The organism is Pontibacter chitinilyticus (genome assembly GCF_039748935.1).
Lineage (GTDB): Bacteria > Bacteroidota > Bacteroidia > Cytophagales > Hymenobacteraceae > Pontibacter > Pontibacter chitinilyticus.
The window spans coordinates 21,866-44,020 of the sequence record NZ_JBDIZJ010000016.1 but is presented as its reverse complement, the minus strand read 5'-3'; the positions used below and the strand labels follow the sequence as shown (position 1 = coordinate 44,020).

Here is a 22,155-nt window from a genome sequence, read left to right as displayed (position 1 = left end):
AGTGGAAGAAAAGTTTAATATATTAACAATAGATGGCGGTGGAATTCGTGGAATATTTCCTGCAATGTTTTTAGCTTCTATTGAAGCAGAGTTAAAGTCCAGAGGGGTTGAAAAATACCAAATATATGAAAATTTCCAGTTGATAAGTGGTACATCTACAGGAGGTATTATAGCAATCGCTCTAGCACTAGGTGTTCCAGCGATAGATATACTTGATCTCTATTTAGATAATGCAGCCATGATTTTTGGAAAAAAACGAAATGGCTTTGGTAGACTTTTTAATTCTGCACACGATAGAACAGCTTTAGAGAATTTGATTAGAAAGAAATTTAAGGAGGCTAATGGGGGATCAGAACCCACATTAAAAGATTGCAAAACAAATGTATGTATTCCTATCTATGATTTGATGCAAGGAAAGCCATCTGTTTTGAAGAACAATTATCATCCTCGTTTTATTCGAGACTATCATATTCCAGCGTACCAAGCAGCACTGGCAACATCCGCAGCCCCTACTTATTTTGACCCTTATTCTGCAAGTTATACTGATCTGAATGGAATGAAGCAATCATTCAGCAACAAAGTAGACGGTGGAGTAATGGCAAATAACCCAACTTTACTTACCTTAATAGAAGCTCAAAAAGCTTTTAACAAACAATTATCTGAATTGCAAGTGCTTTCTATAGGTACAGGTTATCAGCGTTTTGCTGATGCGTGTGAACGGAAAAGTTGGGGGATAAAATACTGGATGCTTGAAAGTGACAGAAAGAGATTGATTGAGTTATTCATGCAGGGACAGTCTCAACTTGTGCAAAACCTTGTCAGCCTTCTTCAAAACGGTATTGACAGAGAGCAAGGGCAGCAACCAAACTTTGTTTACAAGAGAATCGATACAGAATTGGATGAAACTTGTATTATCGAACTGGATGAAAAAGATAAGAAGAAGTTAATCAAACTTAAGGAAAAGGCGCAGGTAGCCTTTCAAAACAATGGTAATGAAATCATCCAAACATTCTTTCAATAGTAGTTTAATCCAACGGTATGAGTAATTATTTTAAAGAATCATTTAAGAAATTTAAAGCTGATGCTTTAGCTAAAGGTGTCTATGACGTGCTTAAATGGTTATTTATTGCTCTAGTTGTATTTGCTTTTGCCAGATTTATCCCAAATGATACAAACTATTTCAGTATAATAAACTACAAATTTCAAATTTCACTTTACTGGGTAATAATCTATACAATTGTCATTATTCTAGCTTCTGTGGTTTTAGCATTCTTAACTTTTAAGCAAAAGTATAAGAAAGTAGAAACGGATAACTTTACTGATGAACTAACAGGCTTGAAAAACCATAAGGCTCTAAAATATTATTTAGAAAAACAATTAGAAGACAGCAGTAAATCTATTGGGAAGAATTTATCAATAATACTTTTAGATGTTGACAATTTTAAACACTTCAACACAGATTATGGCTACATAACTTCTGATCAAGTTTTAAAAAAGCTAGGAGAACTACTAGGGAACGATAAAAGAGTAACAGATGAAACTTTCAGATTTTTTAATCGTGGCGATGAGTTCTTAATTGTTGCAAACGAAACATCAGCCAATGATGCTCTTTTAGCTGCAGAAAGAAAAAGGAAACTAATTGAACGTACTGGTTTTAGTGTTAATGACAAATCGTATTATTTAAAAGTATCTTGCGGTATAACTGAATATAAGAAAGGTGATAATTATCAGTCAATTATAGATCGTGTTAATTCTGCATTGGGAGAAGCCAAAGGCCAAACAGGTAAAAATTGCAGTAAAATAATAGTTTAATGGAACTACCTTCATTTAAAGAGGATTACATATCCCAAATACCTGCACTTCAATTGCTTATGAAGATGGGTTATCGGTACCTAACGCCAGACGAGGCTTTGGAAGCCAGAGGTAACCGGAGCTCTAATGTATTGTTGGAAGCCATCCTTAAAATGCAACTTAAAGAGATCAATAAGATTGAATATAAGGGTAAAGAGTTTCCCTTTAGTGAAGCTAATATCAATACTGCCATTCTTGCTTTAAGAGATTTACCGCTACAAGATGGCTTTATGGCGGCAAGTCAAGCCTTTTATGATTTAGTAACACTGGGAAAGAGTTTGGAGCAAAGTGTCTTAGGTGATAAGAAAAGCTTTTCTTTCCAGTACATTGATTGGGAGAATCCGGAAAACAACGTTTACCACGTCACCGAGGAATATTCTGTTCTTCGCTTTGAAAGATCTGACACCTATCGTCCAGATATAATATTATTTATTAATGGCATTCCATTAGTAGTAATAGAATGTAAGAGTCCCAAAATTAAACATCCTATTGACCAGGCAATAGAACAGCATTTGCGAAACCAACAGGAAGATGGTATTCGCTCGTTGTATTACTATTCCAATTTGGTGATAGGCGTTGCGGTAAATGAAGCAAAGTATGCAACTACGGCAACATCCAAAGAATTCTGGAGTGTTTGGAAAGAGCAGTTCCGGCACAAAGATGAGGAAGAGGAGTATCAAAAAACTTTGCAACAGCTTAAAAATGCCCCCTTACCTAATAACGACAGAACCTTGTTGTTTAGAGAGAGGTTTCTGAACGTGCTTCAATATTTTAATCAACTGGAGCAGGAGGATTTAACTATTACCGAACAGGATAAAATGCTCTACAATCTCTGTCGTCAGGACAGATTGTTAGACATTATGCACCATTTTATACTGTTTGATGATGGAATAAAAAAAATAACCCGTTATCAGCAATACTTCGCTGTAAAATGGACACTGGAACGAATCAGTAAAGTACAACCTGATGGAAAAAGACAAGGAGGTGTTATCTGGCATACCCAAGGAAGTGGTAAATCATTGACAATGGTAATGCTGGCGCAGTTAATTGCAATGCATCCAGAAATTAAGAATCCCAAGATAGTCTTGGTAACTGATAGGGTTGACCTTGATGACCAAATTACTGAAACATTTAAGAAATGTGGTAAACCGGTGGTGAATGCCGCTACTGGGGAAAAGCTGATTGAGATATTAGAAACGAATGGCGATGCTATCATTACTACTATCATCAACAAGTTCCAGTCTGCAGTTACTAAAGCAAAGGATGTTTTTAACAGCAACAATATATTTGTTTTAGTAGACGAAAGTCATCGTACTCAGTATGGCACTTTCAATGTAAAAATGCAGAAAGTTTTTCCGCAAGCCTGTTACATAGCATTTACTGGTACACCTTTATTGAAGAAAGATAAAAGTACTGCAGGAAAGTTTGGTGGTATTATACCAGGGACTGTATATACAATATCAGATGCAGTAGAAGATAAAGCAGTTGTGCCTCTATTATATGAAGGAAGGCATAATATTATGCATGTAAATGAAAAGCCGCTTGATACATTTTTTGAACGTGTGGCGGAACCACTTACTGATTATGGTAAGGCAGCTTTAAAACGCAAGTTTTCTTCCAGAAATAAAATTGTTCAGTCTGCATCCTTCATAGAAAATACGGCTTGGGATGTAGTAAAGCATTTCACGGATAATATACAAGGAACGGGATTTAAAGGTCAGTTAGTTGCGCCAAACAAGCTATCAGCTATAAGATATAGAGAAGTTTTTAAAGACATTGCTAAGGTTTCAGTTGAGTTACTTATTTCAGCACCAGATGACCGCGAAGGTGAAAAAGATGCTTTTGAAGAAAGTGATGAAAAAGTTAAGGCTTTTTACAAAGCCATGATGGATAAATACGGGAACCAAGAGAAATATGAAAAGGCAATTATCAACAGCTTTAAGAAACAGGATGAGCCTGAGATCATTATTGTTGTAGATAAGTTGTTGACTGGTTTTGATGCACCACGAAATCAGGTATTATATCTCACAAGGAACTTAAGAGAGCATACATTATTACAAGCAATTGCAAGGGTGAACAGGTTGTATCCGGGTAAAGATTATGGTTACATTATTGACTATTACGGCAATCTCGAGAACCTTGATGATGCTCTGCATACTTATGCAGGGCTGGAAGAGTATGATAAAGAAGAGTTGATTGGCACCCTTACAAATGTTGGTAAAGAAATAGAAAAGCTACCTCAGACGCACTCTGAATTATGGGACATCTTTAAGGAAGTAAAGAATAAATATGATGAGCCGGCATACGAAGAGCTTTTATCTGATGAAGCAAAAAGGCACAGCTTTTATGACAAGTTATCTGTATACCTGCGAATTCTAAAATTAGCCTTATCCAGCTTAGACTTTAATAATAATACACCAGAAAAGCAAATTGAAAAGTATAGAAAAGATGCTGAATTCTTTTTGGCTTTGCGAGTATCAGTAAAAAGACGTTACTCTGATGAACTGGATTACAAAGAATATGAAGCACAGGTGCAAAAGCTTATTGATAAGCATATTACCTCTCATGGTGATGTATTGAAGATAACTGACCTAGTGAACATATTTAATAAAGAGGAGCGTCAAGCAGAACTAGAAAAGGTCACAGGCAAGGCAGCTAAAGCAGATCATATTGCCAGTAGAACATTAAAGGCGATCAATATAAGGTGGAACGATGACCCTGTTGAATATAAGCGGCTATCTGAGCTAATTAAAAAAACTATAGATGATTATCATCAGCAAAGAATAAATGAAGCCGAATACCTGGCTAGAACGACGGAGTTTGAAGACGCTTTTTTCAATGGAAGGCGTACCAACGTTCCTTCAATTATCAAAGATAATCCGACATCTGTAGCTTTTTACAATTTGACTTCAGAAGAACTTAAAGATGGATTAGCATTAAAAACAAATAGTATTGACATTGCAGCAGAGATTGCTGCTGGGATAGATGAGGTGGTCAAAATGAATGTTTTTGATAATGGGCATCCTGTAATAGACTGGCAGAAAAATGATGATATCAAGGGGAAGGTGCGTATAGAAATTGATGATCTTCTTTTTGAAACTAAAGCTAAATATGATCTGGAGATAAGCTTTGATCAAATAGACAAATTAATTGCCGGATGTATCAAAGTTGCGGAAACAAGATATAAAAGTTAGTGGAATATCAACTGAAGTTTGGAGAAAGGGTAATTGACATTACACTATATCATAGAGAACGCAAGTCATTAGGCATTAAAGTTCATCCTGAAGGAATAGTGGAGGTATTTGCTCCACTGGCTGCAAAGCAAGAAGAGATCGAGAAAAAGGTACGTAAAAAGGCACCTTGGATATTTAAACAGATAGATTTTTTCAGTAGCTATAAACCCGCTACGCCACCTCGACGGTTTGTGAATGGGGAAACACATTTGTATCTCGGTCGACAATACAGGTTGAAAATTGTGCCTGATTGCGAAAATGTAGTAAAGCTTTATCGTGGTCAGTTATTTATGCATGCAGTAAATACAAAACCGGATGCATTAAAGCAACAGCTTGATAACTGGTATAAACACAGAGCAGATATTGTGTTTACTGAGTTACTTGAAGAATTACTGCCAAAATTTAATCAGTACAAAATTAAGAAGCCATCTCTGGCCATCCGCTATATGAGCAAGCGCTGGGGTAGTTGTTCACCTACTGGTAAGATCATTCTGAATACGCAACTAATCAAGGCGCCTAAAGGCAGTATTGAATATGTGATCATTCACGAATTATCTCATTTGGTGCATCACAATCACACTAAAGCCTTCCATAATCTTCAGAGTTTGATATTACCGGATTGGAAAAAATGGAAGGACAAATTGGAAAGTACCTTAGCTTAGATATTACATCATAATAACATGAAGGTAGAGCGGGTAGGTATCAATGTGTAATAGTCAAGATATAAAATGACAGATCAGTATCATCCGATTTTCCCTTCTTTGTTAATACGTATCTGCAGCTTAACGGCATCATTTAGGTTCTGAACAATAAGCCTTTTTTCATTAGTATTACTTCTTTCATAAGCAATCTGGAATAATCTTAGTCTCTTTACAAGTTTTCTGACTTTAGCTGCAGCTATGTCAAAATCTTGCTGAGTAATACTCTGCGGAATCAACAAACCTTCACTATAACCAACATAAAAGCCACTGTTTTTATAATTATCTACTTGCTCCCACCATAAAAGATCTTCAGCTTCTTCTAATGCGGATTGAACTTTAATGATCACTTGTTCTGCATAGAATAAGAATTTGGTAACCTTACTAGACTTTCTGTTTGGTTGCGCCTCAAACTCTTCCCACTCGATGAAGTACAATACAGCATTCAACAGCTTTAATAACATTGCTGCTTCGTGTCTACATTTATGGTTATTCTTTAATACACCACTTAATTCGGGTATTTTTATAGCATTTACACCAATGCTTTTCAGGAAGAGTACTGCACCCTTTATGTACTCCTCTGATCCTAAAACCAGTAATGATCTTGCTACTCCATAATTTCCTTTAGAAGAAGCATCTTTGGCAGTTGAGAAAAGTGCCTCAGCATTCACTTTCAAAGCTTCATAAGCTTTTACACTGTCTGCCTTAGATAGTGTTTCTAAACTACTAGTATTTTTGCCTACTGTTTTACTATTCATTGATTAAGTAATAACTGTATTTAGAAGCATTCCAGCCTAACTAAGATTTAAGTTAATAGAATAAATTTAAAAAATAAGAATACAATGAATAGAATAATATATATTTAAAACAATATTTGTATAATATAGTATTATATAAATTCTAATTAGGTTACTGTTTGTTTTTTTAATCAAAATAAGATATTAATTTGATTTAATAGCGCAAGTCAAATTTTCAAAAGATACAATATGGCCTTGATGATACCGCATAAACCCTACGACACGCAGAGTGAAGGGGAACTAGCTATATTTGACGCTTTACAACAAGGGCTAGATAATGACTATATAGTTTTTCATTCTGTAAGATGGGTATCATCATCAAATAAATCACAAGGCGAAGCTGATTATCTAATACTTCATAAAAGTTTAGGACTATTAGTACTTGAAGTAAAATCAGGTTATATCAGGTGTGAAGGTAGGAGATGGTTTCAAAAAAACCGTAATACTCTTGTGGAAAAGGAAATACAAGATCCTTTAAGCCAAGCCGATGGTAGCAAATTTAAGTTTATTGAACTGCTAAAAGAATCAAACCCCTCTATAAAAGGATGTCTCGTTTGTCATGCGGTTTGGTATCCTTCAATTCAATGGACTTTTCCATATCCACCACATTACTCTCCTGAAATAGTATTTGATTCAGAGACTCTTTCAAAGCCCCAGAAAGCAATAGAGGCAGCATTCAACTATTGGGGGAATTCTGTTTTTAAGTCAACCTATGGCAATGCAGCTTTTGAGCAACTGAAATTTATCATTGCGCCTGAATTTTCCGCTGTTCCATCAGTTAGAGCTAATTTCGAATCGCGAGAGAGACAATTTATTACGCTGACAAGAGATCAGGCTAGAATAATGGATTTTCTTGATGAGCAAAAAACAGCAGTTATATCGGGTAGTGCTGGGACAGGAAAAACAATGTTGGCTTTAGAAAAGGCTAACCGACTCGGTGTTAGAAATGAAGAAACGCTATTCTTATGTTATAATGAAGCTCTGCGAAAACACTTAGAAGATAATAATCCAATTACATGTGTTCGTTTCAAAACTATACATGAATTAGCAAGAAGTTTTAACATAAGTATTAATTCTAAAAACTTAAATGAAGTAACAGATTCTTTAGCCTATCATTTATTGAGTAATTCCACAATATGGCCATATACAAATGTAGTCATAGATGAAGCACAAGACTTTAATTCTTTCTTTATAGAAGTTTTGAAAGACATAACTAAAGGAAGTTTTTATGCTTTCTATGATAAAAATCAAAGTATACATCAACAGGGCGAATTAACTTGGGCTAACAATGCTGATTGTAAGCTAACATTACATACTAACTGTAGAAACACAAAGGAAATAGCAAGAACTTCAGCTCGTAACATAGGACTAGATAGTAAAACATTCATCAATTCACCTGTAAAAGGTGAACAGTCTTTTATAGCGGAGTATAAGTCTGAAGAAGCTGGGTTAAATACAGTCGAGAAGATTGTGAATCATTTACTAAATGATAAAAAAGCCAAACCGGAAGATATTGTAGTATTAACTATGTCTGATATTGATAATTCAATATTAAGAAATGTAAAAAGCATTTGTCATCAACAGTTATCTCAATTTCTACAAATAGGTAAAATATGTTTTAATACTGTTGATGAGTTTAAAGGGCTTGAAGCAGGATATTTAATTCTCATTGACATTATCGTAGCTAATTATAGTGATAACCTTTATAAGAACAGGCTTTACATTGGTTGTTCAAGAGCAAAACAGGGTCTATATATGTTATTAAACAGTCCAGATGAAGTAGATTTTGAGACTGCTATGAACATGCTTGAAACGAAAAAGAAGATAAAGAAAAACCGTACCAATTTCTATCATAAACTAGCTGTAACTGAATTTCACCTATAATTAACTTCCTATGCTACGTTCTAACATCAATACCGACAGATCAGATTTTTTTGACATTAAAGATGATGATCATATAGATGAAGTATGGCAAATAATGAAGAAGAACATTCCTGATTATTTCAACAGGATGATAGCAGGGGATGATGAGTATGTGGAACTTAAAACTAACGGTTCTTTTAAAGTTAAAACTACTGCTACAGATTTTAGAAAACGGCTTGCAAAGATTTTTGAAGATGGATTAAAGAACTATAAGAAGGAAGATGTAAAGTATAAGATATTCTTTGACGATGATAGTATACAGGAGTTTGAGGATGAAGATGATCCAAAAGCTTTTAAGTCTGCTTTAAGTACTAAAGTACCTGTGATACTTAAAGCTAGAAACTCAAAACGGGAGATGATGCACGAATGGCAGACAAGGTTTGCTGCTTCTAAACCGGCTGATGTATATTCTATATTTCTTAATCTAGTATCATTTATGAATGATTTTATAGACGATACTACAGCAGTAGAATTTTCTAAATATGACGATCTATATGATCTAGAGAACCTTGTTGTGCTTAATGACGATGATGATTACAATGTTCCAGGTGTAATTGGTATGGGAATCAAATCGTCTGTTTTATACTTTCTAAACCCTCGATACTTTTTACCTGCTAACAAAAATACTTTGTATGGTTTCTACTTCCTAACAGACTGTGACCATTTCTATTTACCAAGTAGAAGTAATGAGTTTGTTATGATAAACGATATGAATAGCGAAAGTAATAGAAAGTATAATCGGAATATGTTGATTGACCAAAACTATTGGTACCCTTATGATCTTCTTGTTCTATATGGTCTTAAAGCATACAGGCTACTAGAACAACTTTGTATGAAACACCAGTACAAACTGAATGAAGAATATCGCTTTGTCCATCTAAATACTTTTATGTCTCATATATGGCAAATGAAGTTAGATACCATTAACACAATGATGGGTGGTGATCAGGAGGATGCAAAATGACAAACTCTGAAGTACTTCAAAAATATTTTGGCTTCAATACTTTTAAGGATATTCAAGAAGATGTCATAAACAACCTTCTTTTAGGGCAGAATACCTTATGCCTTATGCCAACCGGTGGAGGTAAGTCCATTATATATCAAGTCGCAGGATTACAAACAGGTAAAATAACAATAGTTATATCACCTTTACTTGCTTTGATGAAGCAGCAGAATAAAAGACTGGCGGAGCAAGGAATAAATGTAATGTCATATAATAGTAGCTTAGGCGATTTAAAAACTCAGTTTAACAAGCTAAAGAAAGCATTTTCAGGAAATGATTTTCCGCAATTTATTTTTGTATCACCTGAGAAAATTATTTCTGATGGTTATTTAGAATATTTGATTAAAAAGTATCATTCAAAAATAGGTTTAATTGTAGTTGATGAGGCTCATTGTATTTCTCAATGGGGACACACATTCAGACCAGCTTATAAAACCCTTCCTCTATTTATTGAAAATGTTTTTGGAGCATATAACATACCTCCAGTTCTATGCCTTACTGCTACATTGAATCCTCTCGATAAAGTTGAGATATGTGGCGATCTGAACATTTCTCAAGAAAATATATTTGTTAGCAATACACTTCTACGAAGCAATTTGCACTTGTCTATATTAGAGCAAGTGGATAACAATGAACAGAAAAAAGCTCAATTAGTAGAAATTTTGAATAAACACAAAGATGAAAAAGTCATTGTGTACACCCATATAAAAACAAGAGACTATGGCACAAGGGAGATGTCAGAAGCATTTAGTAGCTTAGGTTTTAACTGCCATTATTTTGATGCTGATATGCAGGATAATGATAAGTTATCTATTCTTGAGAAGTTCGAGAATGGCCATATCAAAATTATTTTTGCTACAAGTGCATTTGGGATGGGCATTGACATTCCGGATATAAGAGTGGTTGTTCATTATTTAATACCGGAAAGTATTGAACAATACTATCAAGAGGTAGGTAGAGCTGGGAGAGATGGTAAAGCTGCTTATGGTTACCTTTTATACTCCCAAACAAATTTTAAAATCAGGAGAGACTTAATTAAGAAATCACTACTTAAGGAAAATAGGATCCTAGATATTTTCGAAACTACAATCAAGCCAACATCAAATACGAGTACAAAAAGAAAGACCCTCAATCAAGATACCAGTGTAGCTGATAAGATTTACTCTTTAAGTAAAATGGATATCAAAGAAGATAATTCAGAAATGATTGTTTTTCTTTTTCTGCTACAGTATGGTGTTGTTAAGCTGCATGGGAAGGGCGTTCAATTTTTTGATTGCTTTGAAAATAACGGAAGCGGGCTCTTTAACATTATGAAAGAAGCATCGATAAATGGTATGGTCACCAGAATCTCTAAGAAGCTTAATAAAAGCATTGAGCAGACTAATTATGATATATTCACTATGTATAATCAGGATGAAATTAAGTTAACTAAAGCACCTGTTAATGTTATGAATTATTCTGTTCCTGAGCTTTTATCTGACGATTTAGTTGAGGAAATTCATTCTATTTTAAAGAGCAGAGTAGAAGGCAGATTAGAAAACTTTGAAAAGCTTGTTAGCTTCATTTCTAGTGAATCAGATCTAGTAGAAATTATAGCTCAGCACCTAGGAGTAACAGAATAGGAGCGAAGAAGAGTTTAAATTTCACTCTCCTATCAGAGGTAACCTCCCCCTAAAAGCAGGATTGCTGTAAAAGAGAATACAGGCAATCTAAGCTCCTTCTTTGTAAAGTTTAAGGTGTGCTTTATGATTGTAATTAACTGAAATGATTCGTTCGCTATTTATTTTTGTTCGTTATTCACGAACATTGTATTTTTGCGAACATGGAAAAGGATATCATTTATACGATTATCAAGAGATTGGAGGAAATACCGGGTATTGACGAGATTGTTTTGAAGGAGAATAGTACGTCAACGCATCCTCTGGTGGATGGTATAATGCAGATCAGGAGGAAGGGCTATCTGCGGGACTGGTACGTGGAAGTAAAGTGGGAGCTAACGCCTGCTATGCTACCGCGCCTGCTGCAACGGCTTCAGGATGTCAAGCCATTGCTGCTGATGGCAGGGTATATTACACCGAATACGAAGCAACTGCTGCAGCAGGAAAACATTGCCTATGCGGATGCCGCTGGGAATGTGTTTTTAGCAGATGACCAGTTGCTGCTTCTCATTGAAACGAACAGAGCAGAAAGGGTTTACCCAGCGGTAAATAATCGGGCGTTCACCAAAACGGGTTTGAAAGTGGTGAATTTGTTGCTGCAGCATCCCGAATACGTCAATGAACCTTATCGGTTCCTCGCAGAAAAAGCAGACACAGGTTTGGATACCATCAATAAAGTATACAAAGCGCTGTTGAAGGAGAAATACATCCTCCCTCTAAACAGCAAAGAGTATAAGTGGAATAAAAGAGAGCAGTTGCTGGTGAGTTGGGCAGATGGTTATACCAAGACGCTCAAACCTAAATTGCAGCAGCGTACATTCCGGCCATTAGAAAAGGGGAAAGATTGGAAAGCATATACACTGCCACCCGATACCTGCTGGGGGGGAGCCAATGCTGGCGACCTACTGACGAACCACCTAATCGCTGATCACTGGACGGTCTATACAAGGCAGGATTATGGAGCACTCATGAAGGAGATGAAGTGGATCCCGGATCCGAACGGCAACATAAAGGTTCTGGAAAAGTTCTGGGAAGAGAAGTGCGAGGGAAGTCATGTGCCCCCGTTGATTGCCTATGCCGATTTGATGGAAGGTGATGACCCAAGGTATATGGAAACCGCAAAAGCGATTTATGAAAAATACCTCCAAAATATCGTATGATGCCTTGCAGGCTCCAGGGCTGAAGGAGATACTGGAACAGGTAAGCGCCACATGCAAAGCCATAGACATAGATTTTTTTATGGTGGGAGCTGTTGCCCGCAACGTATGGTTTGCTTCCCATGAGGAATTTCCAAGGGGTACAAAAGATATAGATTTTGCTGTGTATATACCCGATGTAAATAAATATAACCAGTTAAGGGAAAGGCTCCTTACGGATTATGGCTATCGGGACAGCGCGGAGAACGCCTACTGCCTGTTAAGCCCTAACGGTAATCAGGTGGACCTGCTGCCTTTTGGGGAAATTGAGGCAGAAGGGCAGGTGATGATACAGGGGAAAGGTTTGGTGTCTATTAATCTGGACGGGTTCAGGGAAGTATACCAACAGGGGTTAGAAAGAGTCAGGCTGGGAGAGGAGGTGTATGCCGTATGCAATATCCCTTCCATCATTATTCTTAAGCTGATTGCATTCGACGACCGTCCTGAGCATCGGGTGAAGGATGTAAAAGATATAGCTGGTATTGTGCGGGTTTATCCATACCTGGAGGAAGAGCATATTTGGTCGAGGCATTTCGACTTGTACGACAATGACCGATCGCATGAGGATGTGGCCATGATCGGGCTAGGCAGGGAGATACAGCACATAGTGGGTAAAAATGCGAAGCTTCATACTAGGCTAACAGCAGTCCTAAGCAGGGGGATTGCAGGAGAGTCGCGTTTAGCAGACCATATGGTGCTGGACAGCGACAAAGAGAGTGTAGAGCAGAAAAAGCAGGTGTTAAAGAATCTATTAACAGGATTAAATAATGAAGGGTAAATCAGACTAATTTATTGGCTGAAGCACATAATCAACTGAAATAAATTTCCTAGCCGCTCTTCATCCGATTTGGCGGCCAAACACAGAGAAATGCCTCAGACGAAGAGATGTGAGTTAAGTTTGGTTTATATGAAATTAATCATTATCATCTAATTCAAAGTTCATATTATAAGCTGGCTATACTTGAAGAAGGTCGCTATGGTGTAACTATAACCCCCTTTCAAGCAGCGATCGTATTGTCGGTCAGTTCTATCAGGCCTATAGTTCGGGTGGTGCTGGCTTATCTGGTGAAAATAGCCCCTGCCGTTCTCACCAAATTCAGCAGCGAGGCTGCATCCAATTTCAAACCAAGCGGCATAAGAGGTGGTAATATCAACTCCTGTGCGCACTATTGCGGCAATGCAAGCCTCTACTTTATCCTTTGTTGGTGAAGCAAAGCTATTCAGAGCTTTAAAGTTGGGGCAGGAGACAGGCCTTTTACTTTCCAGCATCTCAAAACGAGTGAATACGGCAGCTTGGTGATTGAAATAAGGAGCCTCATCATAGCTGTAGCCTCTTAGACTCGATACATTCTTTGGCTTAACGTCTATGGTGATGCCCAGTTGTAGGAAAGCCTTCCTAAGCGCCCCGAAATGCTCCTTGTGCTTTTCTGTGTAGGAGATGGGGATAAGACCCCAGAAACCCTGCCCAGAGACAGAGAGGCCGCAGTAGGCAACGTTGGGGATGTTGCTTATCTGCTGCTTCAGCTCATAGAAGTTGCCTACGTGCCTGTTCTCCTTCAGGTCAATGTCGAACTGCAGCAGGCCACTGTGACGGATAAGGCTGTTTTCACTCCTGAAGGAAAACAATCCACTTGGCGTAATGGCAGGAAGCTTGCTCTTTAGGCTATCACGAATACTTTTTTCCTCTGTTGCTCTTATCTTCTCGACTTCCGTTCTGTACTTGGCAGATGAAAGCCAGGTGATCAGGTTAACAGAGATTGGGTTAGTAGGAGTGGTGTAGCTGGCAAAGCAACTCACTTTCACATCCAATACAGAAAAAGGTGCTGTGTCCTGTCCCATTTCTGGGACAGGACAGGCACACTTGTTTAATAGCCCTTTATCCATCGGTGTACCTTTGATTTTTGACTGTCTGAACCAAAAACAATTGTGGATATTTCTCTGACGCTGGTTACTCCCTTACTGTGCAGCTCAAGGCACTGGCGTTTCTGCGCCAGTTTAACTTCGTCCTTATCATTACTTTGCTCAGAAGAGATACTTTTTGTTCTGGGGAGCTTATCATAAACAGCGATCGTGTGTTTTGTAAAGGTGCTAATGATTTGCAGGGCATTTTCAAAATCCTGATCGGAGCAAACCAGCTCAAGCGGTAAGTATTCTTTCTCAAAGGCTCTGCATATGCTTAGCTGCATTGCTATCCTGAAGCAGATCATCGCCATCCTGTTAACGGTGCCCCCGAGACTTGAGCTGATGTATTCACGCATCTCGCTCTTCTGTTCTGAAAAAATCTTTAGGAATTTCTCCTCCTGGTGCGGCTGCAACTCAAAAATAATAGGATTGCTCAAGGTGGCTAGCTCATCGTGCAGCTTTTTGAACTGGAGGCCTATGTCAGCGAAGTACCTGCCGTAGCTGTTCTTGCTCTTATCAAACACATTATTAAATTCCGGTGTAGAGTCAAGCTCATAGTACAGAAAGCGGCTGAAAAGGCCGTTTTCAATGGTAGGGATGAGCTTCAGGAGTTGGTCAAATGTGCTGGACAGGACAACGGATAGGGCAGGGGAAGGTATCTCGACATCCTCGTTATTGGTACGTCTGAAAAAGCTGATAGGTTCATGCCCGAATGATTGCCGCAGAGTATCCGAGAAACCGCCGTGGTCTTGCTTCATGGCTTCCGCGAGTGTATCAGCTTCCGTCTCAAAGAGAGTGCCCCTACCTCCGCTCCCGTCTAGTATCTGCAGCATGCCTGTCTTCCCGATGTTGCCAGGAATAAAATGCTTAAGATGGGGCGGCTGTTCAGGCTGTTCAGGCATAGTACCAGTTTTCCCCTGCTCGAATAACTTAAACTCTTTCTTATAACAGGCCATCGCGTCTCTGTACACTTTCCGTAGCTCTTTCGTCTTTTCAATTTTCTCTTGGTGTATAGCCTCTGCAATTTTTCTGGCCCACATCAATCCGCTTTTGCCCTCTCCGTAAGGACCTAGCGTGTAGGTATACAGATTCGGTTGTAGTTTTTTCCCTCCATAGTAGCCACATACGTTGGGAAGAATGCCGCTAACAACACCCAAAAGCCCAACAAAAAGCACCTCTCGTTCATTTGGGTCAACGATTTTCTGACAAAGTAGCCTTTGCAGTTCGGGTAGGTTCTCGAAAACCTCTTCTGGGAATCTTTTGCTGGCCTCAAACCCTATTCCATCCCAAGGCTGAGACGGAATAGGGTTATTTAGGTTAGTGCCTGAAGGTACATTTACTGTTGTAGTGAAAGAGTTGCCACTGCTGCTTGTTGACGCAATTACAACGGCTGCGCCTGATACAGTATCATTCTTCTGCTGTATTCCTGTTACCATACTTGCTAGATTACGGGGTTAAAGAGATCAGCATCTAAATAGTCCTGCCAAACAGCTGTGTCGTACTCATCAATGTTTAGCCAAACTTGACCTACTTCCAGATATTTGTCACTATTGGAAAGAGTGTCCTGTATCGTATCTTTTAACTCTTGCAGCAACTTCAGGGCTGGTAAATTCTTATGTTCCTCCTGAAGTTGAACAGATAGAAGCTTCGTAGACTGTATCAGTCTTTTGGCTCTTCTTAGATAGAAACTGTAGGTAGAAACCATAATCGACGTGCCTCCAGAGTGTAGATCCACTACTTCTGATACATAGTCCTGTATGTCTTCTTTTAAAAGAGCTGTTTGGATCATTAGAAGCCTCGTTTCTGCGAGCGTATAGCTTCTTAAACTAGATAAAGGCTCTTTTTTAATGTTTTTCTGCTCATTGATGATGTGGCCAAATGTATCAAGTTGTGTATCAGTAGCTGTTTTTCGACCTGTATCGCCTGTATCATTTAGTGTATCAAGGGACGGTTCAACGGCTGTATCAGGTGTATCAAATGTTTCATTACAGGGTACATCATCTGTATCATCGTAGATAGGTGCTGGCTTGTGCTTTTGGATAATACGTTGGGCCTTTGAGTGGGATATGTTCAGTTCAGACGCTATGCCGCGAACAGGGTGTCCTGCCATATGCATATCCATTACTTGCTGGTGTAATAAGTCCATAGAAGGTAAATTTAAAGTTGAAGAAAAGTTGTAATTTATTATGTAAAGGTTATCTGACAAACCATCTGCTATTTTCACTTAGCAGATGGTTTGTTTGTCCTGATATACAAAATGAGTTCTTCGCGGCTATAAAGGCAGCGGCCTTCTCCACAATGGTAGGTATTAAACTTTTCTTCTTTCTTCAACTTATGGAAGAGAGAACGGCTGATGCCACCGAGGAATTCACGAGACTCAGGCTCAGTAAAGAATTCTTTGATAGGTAGGTGTTGTGTTGGCTGTGACTCTCGTAATATATTACGACAAGTAATTTCGAACTCCTGCCGTATAATAAGGGCGAGTTCATTTGCTAGGGTTTTAGATAATAAGTTCATATTGCTTTGGTTTGTTAGCGTTGCAATATGGACCTATCTTGTTTCTTTGAATTTGACTGTTTCCGATTGGAAACAATCGGAAGCGAAACGAAAAAGAATTATGCTTTGAGAGGTGTTTTTAAATTGGTCAATGCAATAGCAATGCTAGGTTCAATATCATATCGGGGCTCATCTTGATAGGCACGAATACTCAATATTTTCCCAAACCGCTTGTTGAAAACACGCCCTAACTCTGCTTTATATTTAAGTTTTTTTATTATACCAGCTAATTCAAGATGTTTTATTATAGCTAATATTTCACCTTTATCGAAGTCTACAAAATTCCATTTCTCATCCTCAGTTAAGTAGCCTTTACTCTTCATTATTTTTATAAAGCCATCCATTGCTTTTTCATTGCTTTTGAAAAGACCTAGAAATGTAATGTCCTCTTTTACCCGTTTAGAGAGTTTGTTTATTTTGTCCGTCCCTTCAGATATCTTTAAAGAATTATTGACAGTGCTGTTGACCTGCTCTTTTTGTGGAGCGGCATCTTGTCCTTCCTTAAACCTTTCAAGCTTTAATAAATAATCAGCAATCTCCATAACCAAAAGCTCTTTCCAATACTCCTTTGTAAGTTCGTATCTAGGTGCAAGCACTTTTGCATCAACTATTTTTAATTCATACCAATACTTAAACCTCCCAGGAGCAGTTTCTTCGCATAATGCTTTTAACTTTTTCTTTTCGTGCTTAATAAACTTCTTTAGTAAAGGTAAGCTATCCTTTATTTGTATGAATTCTTCCCAGAGCTGTTCACACGAGTGAAATTGAAAATCTATTGTATAGCCCATATGGAAAAGGTATTCCTTGCTGTGTTCAATGAACCAAGGATTATAAATATGGGTTTCTAAAAAGTGTGGAGCAGGCTTAAAATTGAAAGTATAGTGCGTCTCGAAGGAGTCTTTTACTACAAATTCATTGTAGGGAAACTCGAAAAGATGCCTATTGTCATCATAAAACTTTAGCTTCTCAGAAATAGAGTCTAGAGTTAAGAATTCCTCATGTTTTTTCTTAAACTCGCTAACGTAAGGCTGGTCTAATACAATATTTTTTGACTCCCCTGATCCACTAAATAAATCCAGATACCACATATCCCAAAAAACATATAATTATATTAATCCCAAGCCTTCAGCATTTCGGTTTTGACTACATCTTGGGTGATTTTTACATATCTCATCATCGTTGCAAGATCTTTATGTCCTGTTATTTTCATTATAACTTCAGGTCTAAGCCCTCGCTCCAAACTTTGAGTGATAAAGGTTCTCCTAGCACAATGCGTTGTTAAGAGCTTATATTTAGGAATGCTCTTCTCAACTCGCTTACTGCCAACATGGGTAACCCTTTGTTCCATAGTATCTATGCCACAATGTTCTCCCAGATCTTTTAAGGCCTCATTCATCTTCTGATTAGTGATTGTTTTTGGTAATTGCCCATCATATTTTGCTAGAACATGCTTGGCATATTTACTCAAAGGGATAATCAGCTTGTCTCTAGTTTTGATAGTTGTAAACTCGATGTGATCTTTCTTTATGTTCTCTGGTTTTAGATTTTCTATATCAGAGTATCTAAGCCCAGTTGCACACTCAAATATAAAGATATCTCGAATACGCTCCAGCCTTTTATCCTTTGAAAGATCAAATTCATACAGCTTGTCTAGCTCCTGGCGTGTGAGATAAATAATATCTGTTTTGGTACTAATCCTTTTAAAGCTCTTGCTCTTGAAGGTAAGGTTTAAGTTGATACCAAGATGCGTTAAATGGTTTAAGAAGGCTTTGATGTGCTTAATATGTTTTCCTACTGTATTTGCCGTTCGCTCTTTATTTACCATTAACCAGGTAGTAAATTTATTGTAGAAAGCCATGTCAATCCTGTCAAGAGTAATCTTATAGGCTTTTTCTTTTTCAAACTCCTCTATGAGGTTCAATGTACTGAGTTGCTGAGCAAGGAAGCCATCAACCTTTCTGCCCTTGTTTTCTTCTACCCACTGTTTATATAGGGCATAAAAATCAGGTTCTTTTTTACTGGCAGGTGCTTTGGATTCATTTAACTTTTCCCTGATATACTCTATAGTAGGGTCAACACCTATAGATTTAGCAATATTGGCAATCTCTTTAACTTCATCCTCTTTAGCTTGAATGGCACTGTTAAGGGTAGTGTAACCACGAAGTGATCTTTTTACTTTCTCGTTCTCTGCATCCCAATAGTCAGGCAGAATTTTTTCACCTGTACTTATTTGGATGGATTTCTGATCGTGGGTGTATCGGACATAGATTACACATTCCCCTTTCTTATTTGGTTTATTCTCTCGGATGATAAGTTTGGTAGTTGCCATTTCTTTGCTTTCAACTTTTTCTGAAAGGTAATACGGGTCAAGTTATAGGTCAAGTTATAGGTCAAGTTTTATATTGTATTTTGTTGTCTTATGCTTTTTATACTAAAATAAAAACCCTTTAAAATGGCTAAATAAGGGGTTTTTATGACTCTTAATGTCTTATGTTGCTCGTGGGTTCAAGTCCAAACGGGATCACTTAGGGTATAAAGCCAGATAACACTATGTTGTCTGGCTTTCTTATTTTAAGCCTTTCGTGTAGATGGTAGGAGGCTCTTATATGGATTTATAGCATCCTATATCATCCTACTGATTTCCATTTGGGATTACCATTACAAAGTGAGTAGCGAGATCTGCCTGTCAAAAGGTAGGTTTACTGTTGCTAATCATATCCTTTCCTTTAGCTCTAAAGAGATACTCCTTCTCCTGTAGTCTCGCATTTAAACTAGACGGCTTTAGTACGATCCCTATATTTAATATAAAGAAAGCTGAAAGTGCAGCTTGCACCAAAGGCAATCGGTAGGGGGGAAGGTCTTGTGAACTTCATCCGCGAGCTCATAAACTTAATAGACGAGCATGAAACAGAGGATTAAAACTTGACGGAAGCGAAAAGTAAAAGCCACCTTATACAGGTGGCTTTTACTGGCTTGAAGTAGCTAAGGACATTCAGGCACTTCAAGATGCTTTAGTAGCTAATCATTCAACCGGCTTACGGCTGCCCTGCCTGTGGCAGGGTGTTCGGCTTTAGTGACCTACGGAAGTGCCTTCCAACGGAACCTGAGAAGTAGCGGCGGTCCTGAACAGGTCAGCTTGGCCTATGCGGCCTTTAGGGTCGTTTCCATAACTGTTGAGTCCGTGGTCTCCATCACCGAACAGCATCCATAGCCCGTAAAAAGGGATGATTTGAAAGAAGCCTGAGTTTCCGCGATCGTGGCATCGCTTGGCGCCAGAGGCAAGGCTAACCCAGCTTAGGAAAACTAAGGCAATAAAAAGAAAGATCATTGCGCCGGCCGCAGCAGACTCGCCGGCAAAAAGGGAAGCACCACCTATAGCGAAGATGATACCTGCTACAAAAGAGATAATGATTTGTGTAACAGCGTACTCGGTCCTGCGGATTCGTCCGCTGAAAGAGAAAATGTTTGACATCCGTGTTTGTTTTAAATAGTTGGGAAGGTTAAAGTACAAGTTAAATATTATATATTAATTATAAAATATTTAATTCTCCTTAATGCATCATTCACCTTATCAAAATCCCTTAAGCCAAAACCAAGTATAGCTTTTAATTGGAGAGGGACTAAGTGAGTTTATCATTTTTTAAGTAAATTGAAACGACAGTACTGCTGCCCGGGCAAAGCAGGCCCAGCATAGCGGTATAGCGTTGGCACATTGCCTGGATGTATCAGGCAGGTATAAACCAAACTAAAGACGACTCATGAAGCGAAGAACATTTCTGCAAAGCTCGGCCATACTCGGAGCGGGCGCCTTGCTGAACCCTTTTTCTGTACTGGCCAGCGCTGATTTTCCGGTTGTGCGGATACCGGCCGCTAAACGCAACTTCAGGAGCAAGGCGGTGGAGCAGGCTATCAGCGAATTCAGCAAAAACGTGAAAGACAAGGAGCTCGCCTGGCTATTCAACAACTGCTTTCCCAGCACCCTAGACACGACCGTGACCTACACGATGCAGAACGGCAGACCCGACACATATGTGATTACCGGTGATATTGATGCCATGTGGCTGCGCGACAGCTCGGCCCAGGTATGGCCATACCTGCAGTTTGTGAAAAAAGATGAGCCGTTAAAGAAGCTGATCGCCGGCGTGATTAACCGGCAGAGTGAGTGCATTCTGCGCGACCCCTATGCCAATGCGTTTTATGACGATCCGAACAAAGTAGGGGAGTGGAAGTCGGACCTGACGGCCATGCAACCTGGCGTGCATGAGCGCAAGTGGGAGATTGACTCCCTTTGCTATCCTATTCGCCTGGCTTACCATTACTGGAAGGAAACAGGCGACACCAGCCCGCTGCAGGGCCGCTGGCAGGAAGCGATAAAAACTACCCTGCGAACATTCCGGGAGCAGCAGCGCAAAGAGGACAGAGGCCCTTACAAGTTTCAGCGGGAAACCGCTAACGCCACCGACACACAACCCATGAGCGGCTACGGCTACCCCGTAAAGCCAGTCGGGCTGATCTGCTCCGCCTTTCGCCCCAGCGACGACGCCACGCTTTATTCCTTCCTGATTCCCTCTAACCTGTTTGCTGTCGTAAGCCTGCGCCAGGCCGCGGAAATGATGCAGGCAGTCGCTAAGGACAATAAAACGGCTACCGAACTCCAGGCGCTGGCCAACGAGGTGGAAGGGGCGCTGCAGGAACATGCAATCGTCACGCATCCGCAGTATGGCAAGGTATACGCCTATGAAGTGAACGGCTTTGGCAGCTACAACCTGATGGACGATGCCAACGTGCCGAGCCTGCTGTCGCTGCCTTACCTGGGCGCGGTAAAAGAAAAAGACCCGGTATACCAGAACACCCGGAAGTTCGTGCTCTCAACAGAAAACCCTTTCTATTTTGTCGGCACAGCAGCCCAGGGAATCGGTGGCCCGCATGTGGGCCAAGACATGATCTGGCCAATGGCAATCACCATGCAGGGCCTGACCAGCTCTGATCCGCAGGAAATCAGGAAATGTATCCAAATGCTGAAAAATACGGATGCAGGTACAGGCTTTATGCACGAGGCCTTCAACAAGGATGATCCGAAGAAGTTTACACGCGCCTGGTTCGCCTGGGCCAATACTCTTTTCGGGGAGCTCCTCTGGAAAACCTACCAGCAGGACCCTAGGTTGCTGGCGTAGGCTGCTTGAAAGGAAACTGGCTGCATTACTTTCTGTAGGAGGAGATGTGACAATACCAAGTAACCGGACAAAGCTGCGATTGAGGAACAAAGGAATATAGAAGTATGGCAGGTGCCTGGCAAAGGCTTGTGTTTATACTTGATGTTGGGTTTATTTATACTTAA

General features: G+C 39.2%; 18 protein-coding genes. 10 read left to right on the top strand and 8 right to left on the bottom strand.

What is annotated here, in order from left to right:
* Nucleotide 1: 1 nt before the first annotated feature.
* The 4 genes from ABDW72_RS18675 to ABDW72_RS18660 are packed head-to-tail and all read left to right on the top strand — an operon-like array spanning nt 2 to nt 5,746.
* The gene (locus ABDW72_RS18675; protein ID WP_347160129.1) at nt 2-1,021 is read left to right on the top strand and encodes a CBASS cGAMP-activated phospholipase; all 1,020 of its coding nucleotides are present in this window, start codon (nt 2-4) and stop codon (nt 1,019-1,021) included.
* Between the two features lie 17 nt (nt 1,022-1,038).
* Nucleotides 1,039-1,812, top strand: coding sequence for a GGDEF domain-containing protein (locus tag ABDW72_RS18670; protein ID WP_347160128.1), 774 nt, complete (start codon nt 1,039-1,041; stop codon nt 1,810-1,812).
* The gene (locus ABDW72_RS18665) at nt 1,812-5,045 is read left to right on the top strand and encodes a type I restriction endonuclease subunit R (RefSeq protein WP_347160127.1); all 3,234 of its coding nucleotides are present in this window, start codon (nt 1,812-1,814) and stop codon (nt 5,043-5,045) included. The genes ABDW72_RS18670 and ABDW72_RS18665 overlap by 1 nt, the downstream gene beginning before the upstream one ends.
* On the top strand, nt 5,045-5,746 hold the full coding sequence (locus tag ABDW72_RS18660; protein WP_347160126.1) for a M48 family metallopeptidase: 702 nt from the start codon (nt 5,045-5,047) through the stop codon (nt 5,744-5,746). The genes ABDW72_RS18665 and ABDW72_RS18660 overlap by 1 nt, the downstream gene beginning before the upstream one ends.
* A gap of 80 nt (nt 5,747-5,826) precedes the next feature.
* Here ABDW72_RS18660 and ABDW72_RS18655 read toward each other — a convergent pair whose 3' ends face one another.
* The gene (locus tag ABDW72_RS18655; RefSeq protein WP_347160125.1) at nt 5,827-6,540 is read right to left on the bottom strand and encodes an AbiV family abortive infection protein; all 714 of its coding nucleotides are present in this window, start codon (nt 6,538-6,540) and stop codon (nt 5,827-5,829) included.
* 228 nt (nt 6,541-6,768) lie between these two features.
* Here ABDW72_RS18655 and ABDW72_RS18650 point away from each other — a divergent pair, with 228 nt between their 5' ends.
* The 5 genes from ABDW72_RS18650 to ABDW72_RS18630 all read left to right on the top strand — a co-directional run bounded on the left by ABDW72_RS18650 (nt 6,769) and on the right by ABDW72_RS18630 (nt 13,137).
* Entirely contained in the window at nt 6,769-8,463 is a 1,695-nt protein-coding gene (locus ABDW72_RS18650) for a nuclease-related domain-containing DEAD/DEAH box helicase (RefSeq protein ID WP_347160124.1), read from the top strand.
* Nucleotides 8,464-8,473: 10 nt separating this feature from the next.
* Nucleotides 8,474-9,466, top strand: coding sequence for a hypothetical protein (locus tag ABDW72_RS18645; RefSeq protein WP_347160123.1), 993 nt, complete (start codon nt 8,474-8,476; stop codon nt 9,464-9,466).
* Nucleotides 9,463-11,127: a RecQ family ATP-dependent DNA helicase gene (locus ABDW72_RS18640; protein WP_347160122.1), complete on the top strand. Its 1,665-nt coding sequence runs from the start codon at nt 9,463-9,465 to the stop codon at nt 11,125-11,127. Before ABDW72_RS18645 ends, ABDW72_RS18640 begins: the two co-directional genes overlap by 4 nt.
* A gap of 200 nt (nt 11,128-11,327) precedes the next feature.
* Nucleotides 11,328-12,323 (top strand): type IV toxin-antitoxin system AbiEi family antitoxin, encoded by a 996-nt coding sequence (locus ABDW72_RS18635; RefSeq protein ID WP_347160121.1) that lies wholly within the window; start codon nt 11,328-11,330, stop codon nt 12,321-12,323.
* Nucleotides 12,295-13,137 (top strand): hypothetical protein, encoded by an 843-nt coding sequence (locus tag ABDW72_RS18630; RefSeq protein ID WP_347160120.1) that lies wholly within the window; start codon nt 12,295-12,297, stop codon nt 13,135-13,137. The genes ABDW72_RS18635 and ABDW72_RS18630 overlap by 29 nt, the downstream gene beginning before the upstream one ends.
* Before the next feature lie 161 nt (nt 13,138-13,298).
* Here the strand turns inward: ABDW72_RS18630 and ABDW72_RS18625 are convergent, their stop codons facing one another.
* The 7 genes from ABDW72_RS18625 to ABDW72_RS18595 all read right to left on the bottom strand — a co-directional run bounded on the left by ABDW72_RS18625 (nt 13,299) and on the right by ABDW72_RS18595 (nt 20,289).
* A complete protein-coding gene (locus tag ABDW72_RS18625; RefSeq protein ID WP_347160119.1) occupies nt 13,299-14,243 on the bottom strand; it encodes a BT4734/BF3469 family protein in 945 nt (314 codons plus the stop codon).
* Nucleotides 14,225-15,697 carry a DUF3987 domain-containing protein gene (locus ABDW72_RS18620; RefSeq protein ID WP_347160118.1) on the bottom strand — a complete coding sequence of 491 codons (1,473 nt, stop codon included), beginning with the start codon at nt 15,695-15,697 and terminating at the stop codon, nt 14,225-14,227. The genes ABDW72_RS18625 and ABDW72_RS18620 overlap by 19 nt, the downstream gene beginning before the upstream one ends.
* A 5-nt stretch (nt 15,698-15,702) precedes the next feature.
* Nucleotides 15,703-16,485: a hypothetical protein gene (locus ABDW72_RS18615; RefSeq protein WP_347160117.1), complete on the bottom strand. Its 783-nt coding sequence runs from the start codon at nt 16,483-16,485 to the stop codon at nt 15,703-15,705.
* Nucleotides 16,482-16,778, bottom strand: coding sequence for a hypothetical protein (locus tag ABDW72_RS18610; protein ID WP_347160116.1), 297 nt, complete (start codon nt 16,776-16,778; stop codon nt 16,482-16,484). The genes ABDW72_RS18615 and ABDW72_RS18610 overlap by 4 nt, the downstream gene beginning before the upstream one ends.
* A gap of 98 nt (nt 16,779-16,876) precedes the next feature.
* Entirely contained in the window at nt 16,877-17,905 is a 1,029-nt protein-coding gene (locus ABDW72_RS18605) for a hypothetical protein (RefSeq protein WP_347160115.1), read from the bottom strand.
* Nucleotides 17,906-17,928: 23 nt separating this feature from the next.
* Nucleotides 17,929-19,146 (bottom strand): tyrosine-type recombinase/integrase, encoded by a 1,218-nt coding sequence (locus tag ABDW72_RS18600; RefSeq protein WP_347160114.1) that lies wholly within the window; start codon nt 19,144-19,146, stop codon nt 17,929-17,931.
* Nucleotides 19,147-19,887: 741 nt separating this feature from the next.
* The gene (locus ABDW72_RS18595) at nt 19,888-20,289 is read right to left on the bottom strand and encodes a DUF805 domain-containing protein (RefSeq protein ID WP_347160113.1); all 402 of its coding nucleotides are present in this window, start codon (nt 20,287-20,289) and stop codon (nt 19,888-19,890) included.
* Nucleotides 20,290-20,575: 286 nt separating this feature from the next.
* Between ABDW72_RS18595 and ABDW72_RS18590 the strand changes: the two genes are divergently transcribed.
* The gene (locus ABDW72_RS18590; RefSeq protein ID WP_347160112.1) at nt 20,576-21,991 is read left to right on the top strand and encodes a glycoside hydrolase family 125 protein; all 1,416 of its coding nucleotides are present in this window, start codon (nt 20,576-20,578) and stop codon (nt 21,989-21,991) included.
* The last annotated feature ends 164 nt before the right edge of the window (nt 21,992-22,155 follow it).